Origin of the sequence: Bacillus sp. BPN334 (genome assembly GCF_008368885.1) — a bacterium.
Classification (GTDB): domain Bacteria; phylum Bacillota; class Bacilli; order Bacillales; family Bacillaceae_G; genus Bacillus_A; species Bacillus_A wiedmannii.
Genome location: NZ_QOZW01000010.1, coordinates 228,171 through 249,549, shown reverse-complemented (window position 1 = coordinate 249,549; position 21,379 = coordinate 228,171). Strand labels below are relative to the sequence as shown.

Here is a 21,379-nt window from a genome sequence, read left to right as displayed (position 1 = left end):
AAATTGTGAAAGTAGTAGAAAGTTATGTTGACCTGCCAGTAAACGAATACTGAATATGATGTGGGCTAAAATAAGTAGTATATGAAGCGTATTATGAATTCTTCTTGCTGTTTTTTGTATAAGGGTTATCTTCTGGCTTATCAACAGAATGTTTATAAGCGTAGCCTTTATTAATTGTCATGACGGAGAGTACTAGTATGACTAGGACGATTATAATACCGATAATTAATATTTTGAACATGGAATCCCTCCTTTTCTTTATTTTACATAATTTTGTAATTGATGAAAACAATAGAAATTAAAAGGATGAAAGAAGGGTGTTACATGGAGACGAAAAAAACATATTATATATCAATAGGAAACGGTCAAATTTCGCAAGTGAAGACGGCGGATACGTATAATTTTGAGGTTTCCGCAAGTGATGAGGAAATTACGGAGTTAAGAGAGTACTTTGATCAAGCATATGTAGAGGATTTAGGTTCATTTTTACGTTCTCACGTTCCATTTGTTGAGTATCATCACGATTCGAATAATGACCGATATGATGAACAACTACAAAAAGCATATAAAATGATTTACGATTTAGGAAATCATGAGACGAAAGAATTAGTCGCGCAAATGGGAATAATCAATGGATTGTAATTGGATAATATTATGCAGAAAAGCGAGAATATGCTACAATTTGTGGTAGGAAAAACTTGTAACCATCAATAGGGGAGTAATGGCATGTACAAATTTAAAGATTATTACCACAACACTGTACAATTATCGTTTGAACGTTATCCATTTTCTCCTGAGCCAAAGCATGTTTGGGTTGTATGCCGGTACGGGGATCAATGGTTATTAACGCATCATTTACGTCGCGGTCTTGAATTTCCAGGTGGTAAAGTAGAACTAGGGGAAACACCGGAAGAAGCGGCAGTTCGAGAGGTTCATGAAGAAACTGGCGGCATAGTTTCTGATTTAACTTACTTAGGACAATATAAAGTATCTGGAAAAGACAAAATAATCATTAAAAACATTTATTTTGCAACAATTAGTGCGGTAGAAGAACATACGCATTACGAAGAAACGAAAGGATCTGTTTTATTAACAGACATTCCTGACAATATTAAAACGGATAGAAAATTTAGCTTTATAATGCGTGACGATGTACTGGCGCGCACGATGAAACATATAGAAGAAATCGGCTGTTTTACGAAGTAAAGTGGCCGGTTTCTTTTTTTGTGTGCAAGAATAAATGTAAATATATATTTACATCATTTTGGGTATATTATACAATTTTGTAAAGATATATTTGCGTTTTAGGAGGGGAAAGATGCATAAAAGTAAAGAAACGACTATTACTGTTTCGATGGTTAAATTAAATTTCTATTCATGTTGTATAGCATTCGCTCTGGCGATTGGAGTTAGTTTTTTACATTCACTTCTTTCAGGTGGGTTTCAAATTGAAATTACGTTACCAACCCTGTTTCTTTTTATTATCACAATGATTGTTCTCGTTTGTATTCATGAAGCGATACATTTAATAGGGTTTCGCTATATCGGAGGCGTTCCATGGAGTGAACTGAAATGGGGCGTTAATTGGAAATTAGGTGTTGCATATGCTCATTCTAAACAGGCGATTACAGTAAAGCAAATGAAGAAAGTGTTAATGCTGCCGTTTTTACCAACTGGAATTTTGCCAATTGTAATTGGGTTAGCTACGAACGTGCAATCCATCTCATTTTTAGGGATTTTACTAACAGCAGGTTGTATCGGTGACATTGCTCTATATCAAAAAGTATCAAAGTTTCCAGAGGATGCGCAAGTTAAAGATCATCCGAGTAAACCGCAGTTTACAGTATATGAATAATAAAGGAAGAGGAGGCGTTTTTGAAAAACGGCCTCTTTTTTGTTTGTCAGCTTTTGTCGGTAAGTCGATATATTGTAAAAATCGCTAATATAATTTTCTAGAGATTGGCGCCGATCTACTAATGTTCCATCTAAGTCGAAGAAGACTGCTCGAATCATGGCCCCCCTTACAGTTTATTTAATTAAGTATCGCATATTCGTTAGAAATTGATTATGATATTTTTGTAGAATGGAACGACGGAGGTTTATATGAAGAGACTGTATGGCAAGTTAGTAGGGGTTATCGTCGCAATTGGTTTAATAGCAGGATGCGATAGTTCTATGAAGAGTGTGAAGGAAAAAGAAGTTTGTAAAACAGAAGAAGAATGCGTGGAAATAGGAGATAATAAACTTCAAAAAGTATATGAAAAAATAGATGGATTATCTGAGCTTGAAGCAGTAGAAGATTATGATATAGAAGAGCATGAAAATGCGGATATGAAAGGGGCAGAGCAGAAAAAAGAGGATGACGAAAATTATTTCTTTTTAGCTTCTTATTATATTGATGGTGATGAAATTGTAGATCCTTATTTTGAAAAAATAGAACGAAAACGTTTAAATAAAGTATTCGCTGAAGATAAAAAAGCGAAAGAAGAGGTGCTACAACAGCGTCAAGATAGAGGGTATCATGAAGACTTATGGGATATGTATCGTACTCTCATTCCAGCTCAATATCGCGGGAATATAACAGAATTTGATTTAATAACGGACGGTTATGACGGTGTTGTTGCTCACGTTATGCCTAGTATGGAGAATCCGAAAGATTGGATTCTTAGCTTAGATACGCTTGATTCGGCGGTAAATATCGATGAAGTGATGAAAACATTAATTCATGAGACGGCTCACGTGTTGACGCTCGGGTATAAGCAAATACCAGTAGATGAAAAGTATGTAAAGGATTTTGAAGAAGATAAAGATATTTCAACATACCGAAATAACTGTGAAACTCTTTTCTTACAAGAGGGATGTGCGAAGGAAAAATCTTATATTAATCAATTTTATAACTCTTTCTGGAAGGACATTGAGCAGGAGTGGACAGAAAAGAAAGTGGAAGAAAGTGAAGAAACTCAAATTGAATTTTTTAAAGAAAAGCATGATGAGTTTGTATCACAGTATGGAACGACAAATGTAGCGGAAGATATTGCAGATACGTTTACAGCATTTATTTTGCAAGATTCAAAAAAGGTGAAAGAAGGATCGGAGTTAAAGTATAAAAAAATTGCGTTCTTCTATCAGTTCCCTGAGCTTGTAAAAATGAGAGCGGAAGTGTTGTCGGGGTTATATGATGTTTCGAAAACGATAGAGTAACAAAGCGGACAATGACAATAATGAGAGGTATATATTTTTGCCAATAAAACGTAAAGAATTTTAGTTCTTTGCGTTTTTTTATGTTGATAAAATTGAAAATTCTGTCTTTTTGTAAAAAAGAAGAAGGAACTGAAGCTTTAAAAGAGAATTAGTATAAAAATGTCACAAATTAGACACAATTATAATGCGCATATTGTAGGGACTATAAGTTTACTCTCAAGGAGGTAATGAAACGTATGAAAACGATTCTTGCGGTTGCTGGTCTCATTTGGGTAATGTCTCACGGTTTTCCGATTTTTGAAGGAGAGCAAATTCGTAGTGCATTAAATAAAAAGTATGATGATTATCATGTAATAGATCGAAAAGAAAATGTCGTTACAGTACGTGTGAAAGATTGTTTCCATACAGTTACGGTTGCGGATGGAAACGTTACAAATGAAACAAAGATGTGTGATAAAAGGTAAAGAAAGAAGCTGACTATAGTCTATCGTCCTAAGTCAGCTTCTTTTTCGTTTTCCAATTAGAAGTTTTTCAAATGCCTCAACAAACACATACATAAGTGTTGCGAGGACACAGGTGAGTAGTACGCTCAGTAAGACGAGCGTGAAATTAAATACTTGGAATCCGTAGCTAATTAAGTAGCCAAGACCTTGTTTAGAGACGAGAAGTTCGCCGAATATAACACCGACCCATGATAAACCAACGTTCACTTTTAACGTTGAAATAATTGCTGGGAAGGATGCAGGGAGAACGACTTGCTTATAACATTGCCATTTATTCGCGCCAAATGTGTCCATCACTTTTATATAGTTAGAATCGACTTCTTGAAATGCGCTGTAAATAACGAGAATGGTAATGATAATGGAAATGATTACCCCCATTGCAATCGACGAAGAAATATTTGGACCGAAGATTACAATGATAATAGGTCCAAGTGCCACTTTTGGCATGGCGTTTAGGACGACGAGATAGGGGTCGAGCACGCGAGCGAGAAGTGGCATCCACCAAAGAAAAGTAGCGATAATAGCACCGAGCACTGTTCCAAGAATGAAGCCTACTCCTGTTTCAAGTAATGTCGTCCATATGTGAACCCAAAGCGAACCGTCAATCCATTTACTAAGGAAGAGATCCCAAATGCTTGAAGGAGAGCTAAAGAGTAAAGGATCAATCCACTCTTTTTTGCTAGCTATTTCCCATAGTGAAAAGAAAAGAATGAGCAGTAAAAGCTGCAGTGAGCGTGCTAACCATGCGCGCCTACGTTCTTTCTTCCGAAACTGTTCATGTAGTTGCTTTATATTATCCAAGTCGCTCCAGCTCCTTCCATATATCTTGGAAGAGGGATGGGAAGTCATGGTGGTGGCGTGATTCTAACGGTGATAAGGAACGGATGCTTTCTGGGACGATAAATGTTTTTGCAATTTTTCCAGGATTCGCTTGTAGTAAATAAATACGATCACTCATCGCAATGGCTTCTTCAATATCGTGTGTGACAAGTAGTGATGTTTTTTTATAGTTACGTAATAATGTGAAGACGAGATTTTCTAGTTTCAACTTCGTTTGATAATCGAGAGCTGAAAAAGGTTCATCTAGCAATAAAATTTTCGGATCGGTCGCTAACGTTCGAACGAGAGCGGCACGTTGACGCATACCGCCGGACAGTTCACGAGGGTATTGCTCTTCTACATCATGTAGACCGACTTGCTTTAAAAGTTGTAAAGTATGTTTTTTCGTCTGTTCATTGTAAATTTTTCGAGTGTGAAGTCCAAGCATAATATTTTCTTCAATTGTTTTCCAAGGGAACAAGTAATCTTGCTGCAGCATATACCCCATAGATGAAGTTTTTGTTGTAATAGGCTCACCATCTAAAAAGACGATGCCTTCAATTGGATCAAGTAACCCGGCAATAATGGAGAGGAGTGTTGTTTTGCCGCAACCACTTGGACCGAGTATAGAAATAAATTCGCCTTCTTCCACTTGTAAACTCATGTCTTCGAGAATCAATTTAGCATTCTCTTTTGCGAAAAAGCAGTGAGAAACGTTACGTATTTGTAAAAAACTCATACACTTCGCCTCTATTTCTTAATAACGCTTTCGGCAATTTTTGTATTGACGAGCGCTTCATGTGGAACTTCTTTTTGTAATTCGCCAGCTTCTTTCATAATCGTTTGGAGCTGTTTCCATTCTTCAGCATCTAATAGCGGATTTGTCGCATAAGAATGTTGCTTTTTATAACGTTCAATTACTTTTACTGTAATGTCCTTTGAAGTGTCTTTAAATAACGGAGAAACGACATCAGCAATCTCCTCTGGACTATGTGTATCAACCCATTGTTGTGCTTTATAGAGCGCACGTGTGAATTTTTCAGCAGCATCTTTATCTTTCTTTAAGAAGCTTTCTTTTGCCATGAACGTTGTATACGGAACAGTTCCAGATTCATTTCCGAACGAAGCGACGATAAACCCTTTTCCTTCTTTTTCGAATATACTTGCAGTCGGTTCAAAGAGCTGTACAAATTCCCCAGTACCAGATGCAAAGGCACTTGCAATGTTAGCAAATTCGATGTTTTGAATTAAGTTTGTATCTTTGTGAGGATCAATGCCATTTTTCTTTAAAACGTATTCTCCAACCATTTGCGGCATGCCGCCTTTACGCTGTCCTAAAAACGTAACACCTTTTACGTCATTCCAATTAAAAGAGTCTAATTTTTTACGCGAAACTAAAAATGTTCCGTCTGTTTGTGTAAGTTGTGCGAAGTTAATGATAGGGTCTTTTGCACCTTGTTGATGAACGTAAATAGACGTTTCAGAACCGACGAGAGCAATATCAATTCCGCCAGATAATAGGGCGGTCATCGTTTTATCTCCGCCAGCTGTTGTTTGGAGGTCAATATTTAATCCTTCATCTTTAAAAAATCCTTTTTCAATCCCGACATATAACGGGGCGTAGAAGAGAGAATGGGTAACTTCGCCGATGCGAATGTTTTGCGTTTGTTCTTTCGTACCTTCCTTTTTACTACTGCAAGCAGCAAATGTGAAAACAGCTAGTAACATGATGCAAAAAACAGCTATTAATTTTTTCACTATATGACACCTCCTAGAAGTCACTCTACAAGCATGATATGTAGGTAAGTGCCCATATGTGAGTGTGGATAGCAGGAATTTTTTGGGTGATAAAGAAGTACAAATATAAGGGGTGATAAAATGGATTACGAATATGATGATAGCGTACATTTACATCTTGATTATTTCGGAACAGAATGTGATATGGAATCGATTGCTTATAAGCGGAAGAATGAAGACGTGTGGGATGTGTATTTTAATTTTGGGACATATGGTCTTCAGAAAGATGAGATCGAGACAGGTAGATTTATGGACGAATATGCTGGTCATTACGTTTTTTCTGTACATGCTCGTGATCTTAGCTGGGAATTCGGAAGTGCTCAATTTGAAGAGTGGGTTTTGAGAAATCAAATAGTAGAAAAATCGCTGCAAAAATAGGGAGGAATTTTGTGGTCGATTTTCTCATTTTCTTGTTCATTTTCGTAATCGGATTTTTTATTATGCAAGTACTCGTTTATCGATTTGCAAAGAAAAACATTCAAAAATATACAAAAATAAAATGGATTCATATGTGGCTAGAGATGAATATGAAGAAGGGCCCGAGATTAGATCTTTTTGATTTTGTAGTTATCGTACTTGTATGTATTATATGGAAAGTATGGATGTCTTCTCTTATATAATACATATGCTCATGTCTGTTAGAATGAAGGAGAACCTGTCAGTGTTGGTAGGTTCTTTTTTTATGGTAATAATTTTGTGAAGCATAGTTCATTTATGCTGTTAGAATATAGAGCGAAGAAGTTTTATCCCGTTCAATCCTGAATGGTTCGGGCTTATTAAAATTTCACTGTATTTTTAAGGGGAAATTAAGGATACATGTGTATATTACAAGCACATAGGGAGACTAGCTGCATACAAATATGGTATTTTGTATAGGACAATATGTTTGTGGATGCGAGACGAAGGGGCAAAGGAAAGAGGGAATAAATTGCGTTTTGATTTTTTAACACGACAACGAAGAAGAGATGAATTTTATCTTAGTTTTTCTCCTCAGCAGTCGAGGAAGAACCTATTAATTTCTATCATTCTTAGTGGAATGTGGGCAATCTGTTTAGAAACGCTGTTTTTTGTTATGTTAAGATCTTTCGAATTCGAGAGAACTAAAGAATTTTTTAATGGGAAAATACAGCTAAGTATACTCATTATTGTTTTATGGAGTGTACTACTATACATCATTCATTTAAATAAAGGCATCAGTCATAAGCTGAGGCCGGCTATTCGAGTTTATGTTGTATTATTTTTAATTGCTCATACAATGAATTGGATGTATATCATAGTGCAGGAGGATATGAACCTTATAGTAGTAAATACATGGGTGTATTTACAATATGGACAGTATATATTAAGCCTATTATTTATTTATATGGTATACGTTTTTGCATATAATTTGCTTGGAAGAGTTTTCTTAAGTACAACGATAACTAGCTTAGTCTTACTTATTTTTGTGATGGTGAACCATTTTAAACTCATTTTTAGAGGAGAGCCATTTTACCCGTCGGATTTTACACAGATTGGTCATATGAATTCCGTTATACCGATGGTCATGGAGTATTTTAGTTTTTGGAATATGTTTCTGGCAATAGTGGGCATTGTTTTGATTATATTTGTAGTTATGTATATACGAAAGTACATTCCGGTTATAAAATCACATATTATTATGAGGATTATTTTAATATGCGGCTCTGCGTTTATGTTGTATGGATATAGTAACTACCCTACTACCTTTATGAATAATATATTTATAAAAAGTGGAGTAGACATCCGCGCGTGGAATCAAGCCGCAAATTATAAGGTGAATGGTTTTGTTATAGGATTTTTAAGCAACTTAGATACGACAGTCATTAAAGAGCCGAAAGAATATTCAAAAGAAAATATGCAGCAAATTGCAAAGGATATAGAAAAACAATATGGCGATAAAATAAAAGGACAAAAAAAAGCAGAGAAGCCGAATATTATATTTATTATGAGTGAAGCTTTTTGGGATCCGACAAAATTAACGAATCTTTCATTTAGCGAAGATCCAGTGCCGAATTTACATCATTATATAGAGAATTTCCCAGGGGGACAAACGATAGCTCCTACATTTGGAGGAAATACAGCGAATACAGAATTTGAAGCGTTAACGAGTTACTCGATGAGTCTTTTAATGCCAGGTTCTATACCATATCAACAAGCTGTTCCAAGCCAAAAAGAGATTCCATCGATTGCAAGTGAGTTGAAAAAACAAGGGTATTATGCAAGTGCAATTCATGCGTTTAATCGATCGTTTTATAAACGTGAAGATGTATATAAAACATTGGGATTCGATAATTTTAATGCAGAAGATACGATGAAAAATAAAGAAGTAGTGGGAGACAATATTGGTGATTTATCTATGAGTAAAGAAATCATAGATGAATTAAATAAGAGAAAACAACCTACATTTATTCATGCGGTGACGATGCAAAATCATTTTCCGTATACGCCAAATATGTTTGGAGAAAATAAAATAGAAATTAGTGGATTAACAGAAGAGGAATCGAAGGCAGAATTAGAAGCATATACAGAAGGGATAAGATTATCGGATGAGGCTCTGCAATATTTAATCGAGCAGCTTGACGATCTAGATAGACCTACTTTAATAGTCTTCTTTGGAGACCATTTACCTATGTTAGGAACTAATAAGTCTATTTATAAAGAATCAGGATATATAGAAAACGAAGAGACAGTAAGAGAAAGATTAATTATGTCAGAAACGCCATTGTTAATGTACGCAAATTTCGATTTGCCAAATGACAATTTAGGTTTAGTAAGTCCGATTTATTTTTCTAGTCTTGTTTTTGATTATGCAGGATTAAATCAATCACCATTTTATCAATTTTTATCGAAAATGCATAAAGAAATACCAGTTCTTAGAGATGAGTTAAAGGTTAATAAAGATGGAGAAGAGATAACAGATTTAACAAAGGAACAAAAAGAAATGTTAGAGCAATATAAAATGATCCAATATGATTTACTTGCTGGAAAGCAGTTTAGTAAAGATATACTTTTTAAATAGAACAAACAAAAAGAACTTGTATAACGATACAAGTTCTTTTTTTATAGTATTTAACGGGGTAACCAGACAAGCTGGGTTTAGGGAGTATTACCTGTACATTTAGTATAAATGAAAATGTAATCGTTTTATTGATTGATTTGTGAGAAATATGTGAATTTTAATCTTTTCAAAAACTGCGTTCCTATCGAAACGATTTGGTATAGATTTTTATGAATGCAAAAACTTTATAAGTTCTTCATTTAATTCATCCGCTTGATCGATTGGAGAGCCGTGACCGCTATTTGTAAGAGGATGTAACTGAGAATTTTTAATCCGTTTTTGCGTGAGTTCAGCGCTTTTGTAAGGGATAAGTTGATCGTGAACACCATGGAATATTTTTGTTGGGACGTTAATTTTACTTAAATCTTTCGTTACATCTTCATTTGCAGCTGCTTGCAATATTTTGATGAGAGCGTAGGAAGCAGACTGCATACCGAGATAAGAAAACCATTCTAACGTAGCAGATCCTAAGTTTCTATTAAAAAATGATAAAGATACATCATTTAAAAATTTTGGCATATTGGCATACATTTGATTAATGAGGGTATCTGCTTTTTCTTTTGGGACACCATAGGGAGATTCTTGATTTTTAACGAAAGAAGGGGAAACAGCATCGACTAATACAAGTTTAGAAATGCGATGACCATTGTAGCGAGACATGTACCGAATAGAAAGAGCGCCACCTACTGAAAAACCGACTAATGTAGCATTTTCTACTTGAAGTGCTTCTAGAACAATGGCGATATCGTCTGCTAAACGATCGTATGTGTAACCAGTCCACGGTTTATCAGATTGTCCGTTTCCGCGTATATCCATAGCGATACAGCGGAAACCGTGCTGTGGTAACACATTGAGTTGATATTGGTACATTTGATGATTTAAAGGCCAGCCGTGGACGAAGAACACGGTTTTACTACCGGGTCCAGGATTAACGTCTTGCACAAAAATATGCACATCTTTCTCGACGGTAACAAACATAAATTATCCCCCTAACCTATTCATATGCTCTATCCCAAAAGCGTTGTTTCGTCATAGCTTTAATAAATTCATTCGCCAGGAGCGTAGGGTTCTGTTCTAGTAAGACACCAGGCTTTCCTTTAATATTTAAAGATTGAATAACAGTAGATCCATTTTGGAAGGCACCAATTGGCTTAAAGTGATTATATGATTCTACGACAAATGAACTCGCTTTATTAAGAAACTGTTCATCAAGGTTTCCTCCAATAAGAAGTAGCCCATCATAAAGAAGTGAAGATCCTGTTAAAAAAGTATCATTCACGTCCCAACGTACATTTTGCGTTCCTTGTACAATACCTAATCGTTCGGAAACAATTACTGGTTGCAACCCAACTTGTTTGAATTGATTTAGTATATATTGCGCGTTTTGTCCGTCATATCCATTTGCAACAATGACACCTACTCGTAATGTATTAGGACTAAATGTCGTATTTGCCATACTGAGTGCTGGCGATGATTTCGTAACGCTCGATTCTTGAATATTTGGGACTTTTGCTCCGACCGCTTCAGCGACTAATGTAGCTAGTTCACTACTAATATGTCCAATCATATTTACGACTTGTTGACGGACGGATTTACTTTTTACTTTTCCTAATTCAAAGGAGAAGGCTTGCATAATATGAACTTTTTCGACGTTACTCATACTATTCCAAAATAAACGTGCTTGAGAGAAATGATCTTTGAAACTGGCGGCTGTTTCTCTCGTTTTATGCCCTGATACAGTAGAAGGGTATGTAACGAACCCACCCTTTGTACCGGGGACAGTGTAAGGAGTGTTATTTGCTAAGGAATTATTATGGTAAGCGATTTTTCCTTTATCAATTATATATTTAGATGCACCATCTCTTTGATTGTTATGAAATGGGCATACAGGACGGTTAATCGGTAATTCTTGATAATTTGTACCGACGCGTGCCAATTGAGTGTCTGTATAAGAAAAGAGTCTACCTTGTAAGAGCGGATCATTGGTGAAATCAATACCACGGATGATACTTCCAGGATGAAGTGCGACTTGCTCTGTTTCAGCGAATACATTCTCGACGTTGCGATTTAATGTCATTTTTCCGATGATTTTAACGGGGAAATCTTCTTCAGGCCAAATTTTCGTTGCATCTAATATATCGAAATCGTATTTAAATTCATCCTCTTCTTCTAGAATTTGAATACCAAGTTCGTATTCAGGATAGTTTCCAGCATTAATATTTTCCCATAAATCACGGCGATGGTAATCTGGATCAGCACCACCTAATTTTTGCGCTTCATCCCAAATTAATGAGTGAATGCCGAGCTTCGGCTTCCAGTGAAATTTTACGAATCGTGACTTTCCATTTTTATTCACTAAGCGAAATGTATGAACGCCAAACCCTTGCATCATTCGAAAACTTCTTGGAATGGCACGATCAGACATAATCCACATCATCATCGCAGCCGATTCTTGGTTATTGGCGATGAAGTCCCAAAATGTATCATGTGCTGTTTGTCCCTGTGGAATCTCATTATGCGGCTCAGGTTTAAGGGCGTGAATAAGATCAGGGAATTTAATGCCATCTTGAATGAAAAAAATAGGAATATTGTTTCCGACTAAATCAAAATTTCCTTCTTCTGTATAAAATTTAACAGCGAACCCTCGTACATCTCGATTTGTTTCATTCGCACCTTTTGATCCAGCCACTTCAGAGAAGCGAACAAAAAGTGGTGTTTTTTTTGAAGGGTCCTGTAAAAAGTGGGCCATTGTTAGTTCCTCTAAAGATTCATATAGCTCGAAAATACCATGTGCGCCGTATCCTCTTGCATGAACGACTCTTTCAGGAATTCGTTCACGATCAAAATGAGCAAGTTTTTCCCGCATAAGAAAATCTTCTAGAAGGGTAGGACCACGATCGCCGACGGTTAAAGAGTTTTCATCATTTGAAATTGTAACACCTGTATTTGTTGTCATTTCCTTTCCTTCATTCTCACGCGTGAAGGATTCCAGTTGTTCTGTCTTTTTATTTTTTTTGCCGTTCATATAAAACACCTCCCATAATATACGTATTATTGTTTATAGCTTTTATGCTTATATATAGTCTGAAGATACTTCGCTCTATTGGGATGATTTTCCTCAATTGTTCGATTTATCTTTGTTTGTCTATGAAAATCATTTATTATAATAAATGGTATTCTTCGAGATATTATTTTGAAGGGGTGTTGAAGTGAAAGGAAAATTTCTATCATATAAAGAAGAAGAAAGGAATGCCAAAATCTTTTTGTGGGTGCTATATGTCATTGTTGTTTTATACCAAATTTCCTACGGAATCTTATTAGAAAATAAATCACTAATGGATAAAGGACATAGCATAATATGGCAAGTTATTTGCGGAACAGCAATATTGGGCGTGAATATATATTTAATAAAAAAAGAGAAAGCAACCCTTGTTAAATATGCATGTATTTTTGCATACATAGGGATAGAAATGGCTAATATACTTTCGTATATGCTTTATAATAAGGCGGTATTTGATGCGGTAAATATAATAGAAATTATTCTTATTTTCTTTGTACCTATATTTATAAATAAAAGATTTTTTGTGTGCGTACTTGTCACTATTATAGGGAAATATTTAATTTATTTATTTGTATTAGAGGAAGTAAAAGCGTTTATGTTCCTCATTATGTATACACTCGTATTAATAGCAGCATACATCATTTTAAATCGATTTATACAATACCTTTCAGCGGTAAAGAAAAGTATTAAGATTGCTAGTGAATCACAAAAATTAGCGGTAGTCGGAAAAATGGCAGCGACAGTAGGACATGAAATTAAAAATCCACTTGCTTCATTAAAAGGATTTACGCAATTACAACGAGAGAAGCATGGAGAGGATCCTGTTTATAAACAGATGATTTTTGAAATAGAAAATATGAATAGTATGATAAGTGAGTTAATGGAAGTTGCTACATGTAAACCTTCTATTTATAAGAAACATAATATAGGAGAAATTGCATTACAAGTAGTAACAATTGTCCGCGAAAAAATGAATGAATCCAACATTCAGCTTATTTCTAGTGTAGAAGAAAAGACGATAGAAGTTGAATGCGATGAGCGGAAAATAAGAGGAGTCGTGCTATATGTTATAAAAAATGCTCTGGAGGCAATGGAGCAAGGTGGCACATTAGATTTACGATTAGAAAATAAAGGACAAGATTATGTAATGCTAAGTGTAATCGATAATGGTTACGGTATTAAGAAGGAAAACTTAGCACGTGTTAAAGAGGCCTTTTATACAACGAAGCAAGATAAAATTGGCCTGGGACTTACGGTAGCGGATCGCATTGTCAACGAACATCTTGGTAAGTTACGTATTTCAAGTGAAAGAGATAAGGGAACGAGAATAGATATTATTCTCCCAAAAAAATATGGAAATAATGAAATACAAGTGGGAGAAAAGCTAGGAGTTACCATATGAATAAAGACGATATATTTAAAAATGAAGAAATAAAGGCGCTGAAAGTATTTTTAAGTTTATTTTTTGTTATATTTTTTGTATACGATCTTGCCTATGAATTTATTGTACCTTTAATAGGAGGAGAGCAAGAAGGAGTAGGAGAATTTGAAGATGGTTTAGGTTTATGGCTTTATTTCCTGATGGTGGTCTTATTTTGTACTGGAATATATTTTATGAAATGGAAAAATCCATTTGCAGTAAAGTATATTATTTTAATTGGATATAATTTATTAGATTTTATCCATAATTTTATGATTTACTACGGTAGTGATGCTGAGTTTGATGGTGGGAATATAGTAGAAGGATTTTTTATTTTATTTGCACCAATCTTTGTGAACAAAAGGTATTTTTGGTTAGTTACAGGGATACTTGTTGGAAAGTACGCTCTTACAGGAATCATTATTCAATCGTCACTCGTTTTAATCCCAATGGCATTATATAGCGTATTTACTATCATATGTTGGATTATGTTTTTGAGATTTCATTCTTACGTTCGTACGCTTGAGATGATGGATAAAGAAATAGAACAAACAGAAAAACTAGCAACTGTTGGGAAAATGGCAACAGTTATTGGCTACAAAATTAGAGGACCTCTAGCGAATTTAGATAAGTTTGTGAATAAGCAAGCGAATAAATATCCTGAGGATAAAATATATAGTGATATCATGAAACAAGAAGTAGAACGAATTCATACAATCGCTACAGAACTTAGTGGATTTGAGAAATCTAAATCACCAGAATCAGAAATTCATAATATAGAAGAAATTATCGCTTATGTTATTCGAGTTATGGGTAAGCCTGCTCTAAAGCAAGGAGTGCACATACAAGGTATTTATAGTAAAGACATACCATCGATTACATGTGAGGAAAAACGATTAAAGCAAGTATTCTTTAATTTAATTAAAAATGCAATTGAAGCAATGTCAGTTGGCGGAACGATTACGATTAAAGTGACTGTAGAAGATGCAATCATTGTTCAAGTTAAGGATGAGGGATGCGGCATCCCAAAAGACAAAATTCCGAAGCTAAATGAAGCTTTTTACACAACGAAAGAAACGGGAACAGGTTTAGGTTTAGTAGTTACAGAAAAAATTATTAAAGACCACAACGGTAAAATGAGTTTTGAAAGTGAAGTTGGAGTTGGAACGACTGTGAAGGTTATATTGCCGATATCATGAAAAACTATTTTTAAAAGGGAGATCACTTATTTGAGAGGGGGTCTCCCTTTTTTATTGTGAATGAGAGTAAGGCAATCTGATAAAGGTAGGTAAGTTAATTCTATTAAAATAGTATATACTGAACTTGTCTGTTATTTGTTTTAATTTATTTGTATTTCTATTTGTTGACCCGAATCTCGGGTCTTTTTTTGTTAAATAAATTATTTTTTAGTAAGGGCTATATATCAGTGATTAAAAAAATAGAGTATACAGCACTTGCAGTAATGCCAGGGGTAATATGAAGGGAGACAGCATCTCCTCTCGAAACTGAGTTTCCAGTTGTAATGCTAGTCCAAGTTGCAGTAGCGGGACCTACTGCTGGATTAGGATTAAACACTTGAATTTGTCTTGATCCAGTATCCGTTGGTTTAATTGAAAATACGATAGTTCCTGTAATTTTGTCAGTTGTAGTTAAAGTAAGAGTAGATAGGATGTAACTAGAGGTAGGGGCAGTGAGGTTTGTTGGGACATTCCTGCAAATATTAATCGTATAAACAGCAGCAGGTAAGTTATTTACATTTATAGATGCAGCAAAGCCAACTATACTACCGGCTCCAGCAGTGACATATGGAATAACATTGGAGTCAATTCCAGGAGAACCCGCTATACGTTGGAAACCAGCATTTGTTCCTTGAAAAACAATACTTTTTGCTGAAGGACTACCTGCAGTTCCAGAAGGCCCGGTAATGCCAGAAGGCCCGGTAATGCCAGCGGGTCCAGTACTACCAGCAGGTCCGGTGTTCCCAGTAGGTCCACTTTCTACTAATACGATATAATCTGAAGATACATTTGGAAATCCTTGAGGTGCATCTTTTTGTACAACATAGCCGCTGCTCGTATAAGTGACAACTTGTCCTTTTTTATAGGTGGGAGCGGCTGCTAGACTAAAGGCCGTAGTACTTTGGAAACCAGCTCCGGAAGGCCCGGCAGAGCCAGTAGGTCCAGTACTACCAGTGGGTCCGGTGTTCCCGGCAGGTCCAGTGCTACCAGTGGGACCAGTGTTTCCGTTAGAGCCACTGTTGCGTCTGCCGTCGCAACTAAAACAATTACGTGGGTACATGTATGTTCTCCTTTCTATATTTTGGAAAATTCGTTTTAAAAATAGAACTACTATATACATATTATGAATTCTATATTTTTGTGTGTTCGATCGTATTGTGTATAGATTTCAAAAATAGAGAGGAGAGTGGAATCGTTACAACGTTTCTCTTTTGGGCCGAAAGTAACACCTAAGTCAAAATTACACTGCAAATAAATCTTAAAGTGATTTTTATTTTTTCACATCAAGATAGGAAGCGGATAGGAAACAAATAAAACCTGAAATCCAGCCAATAGAAGGAGAATAAGGAAGTATATATTGTAATACCATTCCGCTAGAAATAAAAAAGCTACCGAGTAGACCTAAGAAGATGGGGTATCGCAGTAAGTTGAACATAGTGATACAAAACCTCCTTTATCACATAGATTAGTCTTAATTTTCAGTATACTACCTTTTAGAAAAATAGTGGTACAATATAGGAAGGATACGAGAAGAGAGGATGAAGATTAACGTATGTACGTTACTGTAACAGAAGCAGCATATAAAAAGATTATGGATACGATTCCAAATGAAGCGAAATATATAAAGTTATTTTACGATAATGAAGGTTGCGGTTGTGTAATGAGCGGAATTATCGATTTAGTCGCTGTAGCAGAAAAAGATGAGCGCGATGTAGATATCGAATCTAGCGTAATGAACTTTATCGCAGATCGCACAAAGCTTGTATTTATGGATGATAAGTTAACAGTTGATTGGCATGAAAGTGGAGGAACTTTTCAGCTGAAGAGCCCGAGTCAATTTTATAATCCGAATATGAAGTTACACGTTCGAGTGTAAGAAAGAAAAGGTGATTCCAAAATATTTTTGGAGCCACCTTTTTTTATTGTATAAGTCGCTATATTTAAAAAATCGCCGATATAATTTCATGTATCAAACAAAGCAAACCTCTCCATACAATACAAAGATTTTTTCACATAATGAAATGTACATGTGATTGAATTTTCTGTATAATCTTATTTGCGGAGGGGATACGCATGAGAAAATGGGGGATGGAGTTATTAATTTTAAGTGTGGTTATTATTTGGGGGATTAATTTTACGATTGCGAAATATGGACTTTTAGAATTTACAGCAATTGAGTTTACTGCACTTCGGATGATATCAGCGGCACCGCTTATGTTACTCCTTACATTTTTTATTGAAAAGTCGGTTTATATGGAACGAAAGGATATACCTAGATTAATCATCGTTAGCGTTGTAGGTATTGTACTGTATCAAACATTATTTATGGAAACTGTCCAATATACATCCGCTACAAATGCCTCTTTACTCATTTCTATTTCACCTATTTTTACAACTGTATTTGCTATTTTTTTGAAACAAGAAAAGTATTCTTCGCGAAAGCTCATCGGTTCTATAATTGCCTTTGGTGGTGCTGTATTAGTTTTAGTAGCAGGGCATTCGCTTGCTAGTTCTTTTTATGGTAACGGAATTGGACTTATTACATCAATATGCTGGGGGCTTTATCCTGTTTTAGCAGGTCCATTAATTAAAAAATATTCAGCACTACGTGTTACCGCATGGTCAGCATTAGTTGGCGCGATTCCGCTTTTATTGTTAAGTGGACCACATGTATTTATAATGCCATTTCACATTACACACGGAATGACACTATTCGCTTTACTATATTCCATTTTCTTTGTGACAGTATTTGGTTTAGTGATGTGGTATGTTGGTATTCAAAAAATTGGCGCATCACATACGATGGTATATATGTATATAACGCCACTTGTAGCTGTTTTATTTGCAGCTGTATGGGCAAATGAATATGTATCATTTCAACAAATAATCGGTGGAATTATTATTTTCTTCGGTCTATGGTTTGTGAAATCAGAGAAAGTAAAAATTCATTCTACTGCGAGGGAATCTATATCAAAATAGGAAAACAGATCACCTATGATCTGCTTTCCTATTTTTTTATTTTTGGTAAGAAGATGAGAAATAAGATAGCAGTAATAAGTGGAATTAAGTTTAAAAATGGAATACGGAAGAGTGTGATAAGAATAATACCTGGAAGAAGAACACCGAGGACAGCGTAGAAAATACTATGATTTTTCGTGTACCAATACAATGAAAGTCCAATAAGTGCAGGGATAATGAGGTGAATGAGAGCCATTAGAAAATAAATCATTAGACGCCCCCTTTATTTGTGTACTTATTACATCATATCCGTATGTTCATAGATTGATATCACTTTTTTCATAAATGGACGAAAATTGTTTGGAAAAACGTCACAAATTATGAGAATATGATGTTTGAAATCTTGTATAATATTATTTCCTGAAAACATTTGAACAACATAAACACACTGTTTATGTTGTTTTTAATTTGAGTGAAATGAATTTTAAGTAGTATGAACTCGAAAGAAATGAGTTATACAGCTTTTGTTGGATAGATAAAAATTACTGAAGAGGAGAACAGCATGATTAGTATGTCATTAAGATCGTTTAAAATTCAATCGTATTATTTACTAGGTTTTCTTTTACTAGGATGGATGTTAACGCCATTTTCAGCTCATTTTCTAGGTGCTGGAATTGGACTGATTGTAAGTATGTATTGTGTTTGGCTTTTAGGGAGAAGAATTGAGAAGCTTGGAGATAGTATCGTAAAGAAAACGAAAGCACCGACGCTCGGTATGTTTAATCGTTTTGCAGCTGCTATTTTGGGTGCTGTTATTATGTACGAAATTGAACATCATATGGTTATGTGGGCATTTGCAGTAGGGATTCTGGGTGGCTATTTCTTAATTGTTGTGAATTTAGGCTACTATAGTATGAAAGATGAGGAAGAATTAACGAAGAGCTAAAAAGATAAAAAGCCTCTTTTTAGATGAAATAGAGGATCCGGTGGGGGGATAGTACAATTGGAAGCGTAACTTTGCATAAAATATAGGTTTCCGCTTCCAATAAGTTAACATGAAATCACTTAGTAGTATAACTCTCAGGTTCTTTAAAAAAGTTAGATACAATACAACAAACTATTCCGGTAATTAGAATAATGTATTTTATCGTTTCACTTGTATGCTCAAATAAATTAACGTTAAGCATCACAAGTCCCCAAAACATTTGAATGACTCCATAACTGAATAATATTTTTCCTGTACGAGAAAAATTATTCATAGCCCTCTTCCTTTCCTGTATATGTAAATTTTATCGTAAAAAACTATAAAACGAATGATTATAAAATGATTTTTTTGTAAATTTTTGGGTTATTAGTATGCAATTTTATGAGCTAAGTCACAGATGAAGAGATTAAAGTTGTACTTTATATAATATATAGAAAGAAGCTTACGTCAAAAACGTAAGCTTCTTTTTTATGTAAGTGTGTATAACCGTTAAGCCGCATTGGGTTTTGTCGGTGAGTACGCGAAACTTTACGGTTACACGACACTTATTCATATGAGTAAAAGGGTTATTCCAACAGAAAGTTTGTACTTAAGCGATTGGACCGCCTAAGTTAATAATATCTTCAGAAACGCTGTCGAACTTTTTGAAGTTCTCTTTGAATTCGCTTGCAAGTTCGATTGCTTTCTCTTTATAAGCAGCTTTATCAGCCCAAGTTTGTTCAGGCATTAATACTTCATCAGGTACACCTGGTACGTGAAGTGGAACTTCAAGGCCGAAGATGTCATGTTTAGCTGTTTCAGTTTTCGCAAGTTCGCCGCTTAATGCTGCTTGAATCATTGCACGAGTGTAACCTAAGTTCATACGTTTACCAATGCCGTATTCGCCACCAGTCCAGCCAGTGTTTACTAAGAATACTTTCGCATCGTGTTTCTCGATTTTTTCACCAAGCATTTCAGCATAGCGAGATGCATCAAGTGGTAAGAATGGTGAACCGAAGCAAGTTGAGAATGTTGCTTGCGGAGATGTAACGCCGCGCTCTGTTCCTGCTAGTTTACTAGTGTAACCACTTAAGAAATGATACATAGCTTGTTCTTTTGATAACTTACTGATTGGAGGCAATACGCCAGATGCATCAGCAGTTAAGAAAATGATTGTATTTGGGTGTCCAGCAACACTTGGCAGTACGATATTGTCGATCGCATGCATAGGGTATGCAGCACGAGTATTTTCTGTTAAAGTAGTATCGTTATAGTCTGCGATACGCGTTTGGTTATTAATGATAACGTTTTCTAAAACAGATCCAAATTTGATTGCATCGAAAATTTGTGGTTCTTTCTCGTGAGAAAGGTTTACACATTTTGCGTAGCAACCGCCTTCAATATTGAATACACCGTTATCAGACCAGCCATGCTCATCATCACCGATTAATTTACGGTGTGGATCAGCAGATAATGTTGTTTTACCTGTTCCAGATAAACCGAAGAATAGTGCTACGTCGCCTTCTTCACCTACGTTTGCAGAGCAATGCATAGAAAGAATATCTTGTTCAGGTAGTAAGAAGTTCATAATAGAGAAGATTGATTTTTTCATTTCTCCAGCGTATTCTGTACCACCAATTAGTACGATACGTTTTTCGAATGAAACCATAATGAATGCTTCAGAGTTTGTACCGTCAACAGCTGGATCAGCTTTGAAATTCGGTGCAGAAACAATTGTGAACTCTGATTCATGAGTTGTTAATTCTTCTTCAGTTGGACGAATGAATAATTGATGTACAAATAAATTGTGCCATGCATATTCGTTAATAACTTGAATTGGTAGGCGGTAATTGCGGTCAGCGCCTGCAAATCCATTGAAGATGAATAACTCTTCTTTTTCTTTTAAGTATTCTAAAACTTTAGTATATAATTTATTAAAATGTTCTTCAGAAATCGGTTGATTCACTGCTCCCCAAGCAATTTTGTCAGCAACCGATGCTTCTTTCACAATAAATTTATCTTTAGGAGAACGTCCTGTATATTTTCCTGTTGAAGCAGAAACGGCACCAGTAGAAGTTAATTTCCCTTCATTTCGCATTAATACTTTTTCCACTAATTGCGGAACACTTAGTTGAATCTGTGCATTGCTTCCGTTCAATAATTCGTGTAAACCAATTTGGACATTCACAGTACTCATATTTATATACCATCCTTTTCATTTAATGAAATATTTCTCGTAATCCCCAACAAGAGTATAACACAATTATATAAATAATGTATACTATTTATTTCTTTTTGTTTGTGTGAATGTATTATTTCCTTATTAATATTTCATTCCAGGC

The 21,379-nt window shown here is 35.3% G+C and carries 24 protein-coding genes and 1 pseudogene; 13 read left to right on the top strand and 12 right to left on the bottom strand.

From position 1 onward, the window contains the following. Positions 1 to 91: 91 nt before the first annotated feature. Positions 92 to 241 (bottom strand): YtzI protein, encoded by a 150-nt coding sequence (ytzI, locus tag DN393_RS16475; protein ID WP_000472802.1) that lies wholly within the window; start codon positions 239 to 241, stop codon positions 92 to 94. Between the two features lie 83 nt (positions 242 to 324). On the opposite strand from ytzI, the gene DN393_RS16470 reads away from it, so the two are divergent. The 3 genes from DN393_RS16470 to DN393_RS16460 all read left to right on the top strand — a co-directional run bounded on the left by DN393_RS16470 (position 325) and on the right by DN393_RS16460 (position 1,855). Then, complete coding sequence (locus DN393_RS16470) at positions 325 to 642, top strand: hydrolase (protein ID WP_149173689.1); 318 nt, start codon at positions 325 to 327, stop codon at positions 640 to 642. 84 nt (positions 643 to 726) lie between these two features. Next, on the top strand, positions 727 to 1,206 hold the full coding sequence (gene mutTA / locus DN393_RS16465) for an antimutator 8-oxo-(dGTP/GTP)ase (RefSeq protein ID WP_000276386.1): 480 nt from the start codon (positions 727 to 729) through the stop codon (positions 1,204 to 1,206). Between the two features lie 112 nt (positions 1,207 to 1,318). Beyond that, positions 1,319 to 1,855, top strand: coding sequence for a DUF3267 domain-containing protein (locus tag DN393_RS16460; RefSeq protein WP_149173688.1), 537 nt, complete (start codon positions 1,319 to 1,321; stop codon positions 1,853 to 1,855). Between the two features lie 71 nt (positions 1,856 to 1,926). On the opposite strand, the pseudogene DN393_RS16455 reads toward DN393_RS16460, so the two are convergent. Further along, positions 1,927 to 2,013: pseudogene (locus DN393_RS16455) on the bottom strand (HAD family hydrolase); the annotation flags it as partial. 90 nt (positions 2,014 to 2,103) lie between these two features. Between DN393_RS16455 and DN393_RS16450 the strand changes: the two are divergent. Further along, positions 2,104 to 3,201 (top strand): recombinase family protein, encoded by a 1,098-nt coding sequence (locus DN393_RS16450; protein ID WP_149173687.1) that lies wholly within the window; start codon positions 2,104 to 2,106, stop codon positions 3,199 to 3,201. Positions 3,202 to 3,437: 236 nt separating this feature from the next. Then, the gene (locus DN393_RS16445; RefSeq protein WP_000849118.1) at positions 3,438 to 3,665 is read left to right on the top strand and encodes a hypothetical protein; all 228 of its coding nucleotides are present in this window, start codon (positions 3,438 to 3,440) and stop codon (positions 3,663 to 3,665) included. A 33-nt stretch (positions 3,666 to 3,698) separates the two neighbouring features. Here DN393_RS16445 and DN393_RS16440 read toward each other — a convergent pair whose 3' ends face one another. From DN393_RS16440 to DN393_RS16430, 3 genes are read right to left on the bottom strand one after another with little or no spacing between them, the layout of a single operon-like run. Continuing rightward, positions 3,699 to 4,505, bottom strand: a complete 807-nt coding sequence (locus DN393_RS16440) for an ABC transporter permease (RefSeq protein WP_064474490.1) — start codon at positions 4,503 to 4,505, stop codon at positions 3,699 to 3,701. Beyond that, complete coding sequence (locus DN393_RS16435; protein WP_088047671.1) at positions 4,498 to 5,262, bottom strand: ABC transporter ATP-binding protein; 765 nt, start codon at positions 5,260 to 5,262, stop codon at positions 4,498 to 4,500. The genes DN393_RS16440 and DN393_RS16435 overlap by 8 nt, the downstream gene beginning before the upstream one ends. A gap of 11 nt (positions 5,263 to 5,273) precedes the next feature. Beyond that, on the bottom strand, positions 5,274 to 6,281 hold the full coding sequence (locus tag DN393_RS16430; protein WP_064474492.1) for an ABC transporter substrate-binding protein: 1,008 nt from the start codon (positions 6,279 to 6,281) through the stop codon (positions 5,274 to 5,276). Positions 6,282 to 6,401: 120 nt separating this feature from the next. Here DN393_RS16430 and DN393_RS16425 point away from each other — a divergent pair, with 120 nt between their 5' ends. From DN393_RS16425 to DN393_RS16415, 3 genes are all read left to right on the top strand, one after another. Further along, positions 6,402 to 6,698 carry a DUF3986 family protein gene (locus DN393_RS16425; protein WP_064474493.1) on the top strand — a complete coding sequence of 99 codons (297 nt, stop codon included), beginning with the start codon at positions 6,402 to 6,404 and terminating at the stop codon, positions 6,696 to 6,698. A gap of 11 nt (positions 6,699 to 6,709) precedes the next feature. Further along, positions 6,710 to 6,940 carry a hypothetical protein gene (locus tag DN393_RS16420; RefSeq protein ID WP_064474494.1) on the top strand — a complete coding sequence of 77 codons (231 nt, stop codon included), beginning with the start codon at positions 6,710 to 6,712 and terminating at the stop codon, positions 6,938 to 6,940. A 272-nt stretch (positions 6,941 to 7,212) separates the two neighbouring features. Next, a complete protein-coding gene (locus DN393_RS16415) occupies positions 7,213 to 9,357 on the top strand; it encodes an LTA synthase family protein (protein ID WP_149173702.1) in 2,145 nt (714 codons plus the stop codon). A 207-nt stretch (positions 9,358 to 9,564) separates the two neighbouring features. Here the strand turns inward: DN393_RS16415 and DN393_RS16410 are convergent, their stop codons facing one another. Together DN393_RS16410 and DN393_RS16405 are read right to left on the bottom strand one after the other, a co-directional pair. Further along, positions 9,565 to 10,374 carry an alpha/beta fold hydrolase gene (locus DN393_RS16410; RefSeq protein ID WP_149173686.1) on the bottom strand — a complete coding sequence of 270 codons (810 nt, stop codon included), beginning with the start codon at positions 10,372 to 10,374 and terminating at the stop codon, positions 9,565 to 9,567. Between the two features lie 16 nt (positions 10,375 to 10,390). After that, positions 10,391 to 12,421, bottom strand: a complete 2,031-nt coding sequence (locus DN393_RS16405; protein ID WP_064474496.1) for a catalase — start codon at positions 12,419 to 12,421, stop codon at positions 10,391 to 10,393. A gap of 184 nt (positions 12,422 to 12,605) precedes the next feature. Here DN393_RS16405 and DN393_RS16400 point away from each other — a divergent pair, with 184 nt between their 5' ends. Beyond that, entirely contained in the window at positions 12,606 to 13,859 is a 1,254-nt protein-coding gene (locus DN393_RS16400; RefSeq protein WP_064474497.1) for an ATP-binding protein, read from the top strand. Beyond that, entirely contained in the window at positions 13,856 to 15,076 is a 1,221-nt protein-coding gene (locus DN393_RS16395) for an ATP-binding protein (protein ID WP_064474498.1), read from the top strand. The genes DN393_RS16400 and DN393_RS16395 overlap by 4 nt, the downstream gene beginning before the upstream one ends. 217 nt (positions 15,077 to 15,293) lie before the next feature. Here DN393_RS16395 and DN393_RS16390 read toward each other — a convergent pair whose 3' ends face one another. Next, the gene (locus DN393_RS16390) at positions 15,294 to 16,175 is read right to left on the bottom strand and encodes a collagen-like domain-containing protein (protein ID WP_149173685.1); all 882 of its coding nucleotides are present in this window, start codon (positions 16,173 to 16,175) and stop codon (positions 15,294 to 15,296) included. Between the two features lie 210 nt (positions 16,176 to 16,385). After that, positions 16,386 to 16,550: a hypothetical protein gene (locus tag DN393_RS31595; protein ID WP_081257154.1), complete on the bottom strand. Its 165-nt coding sequence runs from the start codon at positions 16,548 to 16,550 to the stop codon at positions 16,386 to 16,388. 117 nt (positions 16,551 to 16,667) lie between these two features. Here DN393_RS31595 and DN393_RS16385 point away from each other — a divergent pair, with 117 nt between their 5' ends. Next, the gene (locus DN393_RS16385; RefSeq protein WP_064474500.1) at positions 16,668 to 16,991 is read left to right on the top strand and encodes an iron-sulfur cluster biosynthesis family protein; all 324 of its coding nucleotides are present in this window, start codon (positions 16,668 to 16,670) and stop codon (positions 16,989 to 16,991) included. Positions 16,992 to 17,188: 197 nt separating this feature from the next. After that, complete coding sequence (locus DN393_RS16380; RefSeq protein ID WP_098101752.1) at positions 17,189 to 18,094, top strand: DMT family transporter; 906 nt, start codon at positions 17,189 to 17,191, stop codon at positions 18,092 to 18,094. Positions 18,095 to 18,122: 28 nt separating this feature from the next. Here DN393_RS16380 and DN393_RS16375 read toward each other — a convergent pair whose 3' ends face one another. Next, positions 18,123 to 18,344 carry a hypothetical protein gene (locus DN393_RS16375; RefSeq protein WP_000639042.1) on the bottom strand — a complete coding sequence of 74 codons (222 nt, stop codon included), beginning with the start codon at positions 18,342 to 18,344 and terminating at the stop codon, positions 18,123 to 18,125. Positions 18,345 to 18,635: 291 nt separating this feature from the next. Here DN393_RS16375 and DN393_RS16370 point away from each other — a divergent pair, with 291 nt between their 5' ends. After that, positions 18,636 to 19,019 (top strand): ATP synthase subunit I, encoded by a 384-nt coding sequence (locus DN393_RS16370; RefSeq protein ID WP_000624934.1) that lies wholly within the window; start codon positions 18,636 to 18,638, stop codon positions 19,017 to 19,019. A gap of 115 nt (positions 19,020 to 19,134) precedes the next feature. On the opposite strand, the gene DN393_RS16365 is transcribed toward DN393_RS16370, so the two are convergent. Both DN393_RS16365 and pckA read right to left on the bottom strand, forming a co-directional pair. After that, positions 19,135 to 19,332, bottom strand: coding sequence for a hypothetical protein (locus tag DN393_RS16365; protein ID WP_064474502.1), 198 nt, complete (start codon positions 19,330 to 19,332; stop codon positions 19,135 to 19,137). 315 nt (positions 19,333 to 19,647) lie between these two features. Next, positions 19,648 to 21,234, bottom strand: coding sequence for a phosphoenolpyruvate carboxykinase (ATP) (gene pckA / locus DN393_RS16360; RefSeq protein ID WP_048540837.1), 1,587 nt, complete (start codon positions 21,232 to 21,234; stop codon positions 19,648 to 19,650). Positions 21,235 to 21,379 lie beyond the last annotated feature (145 nt).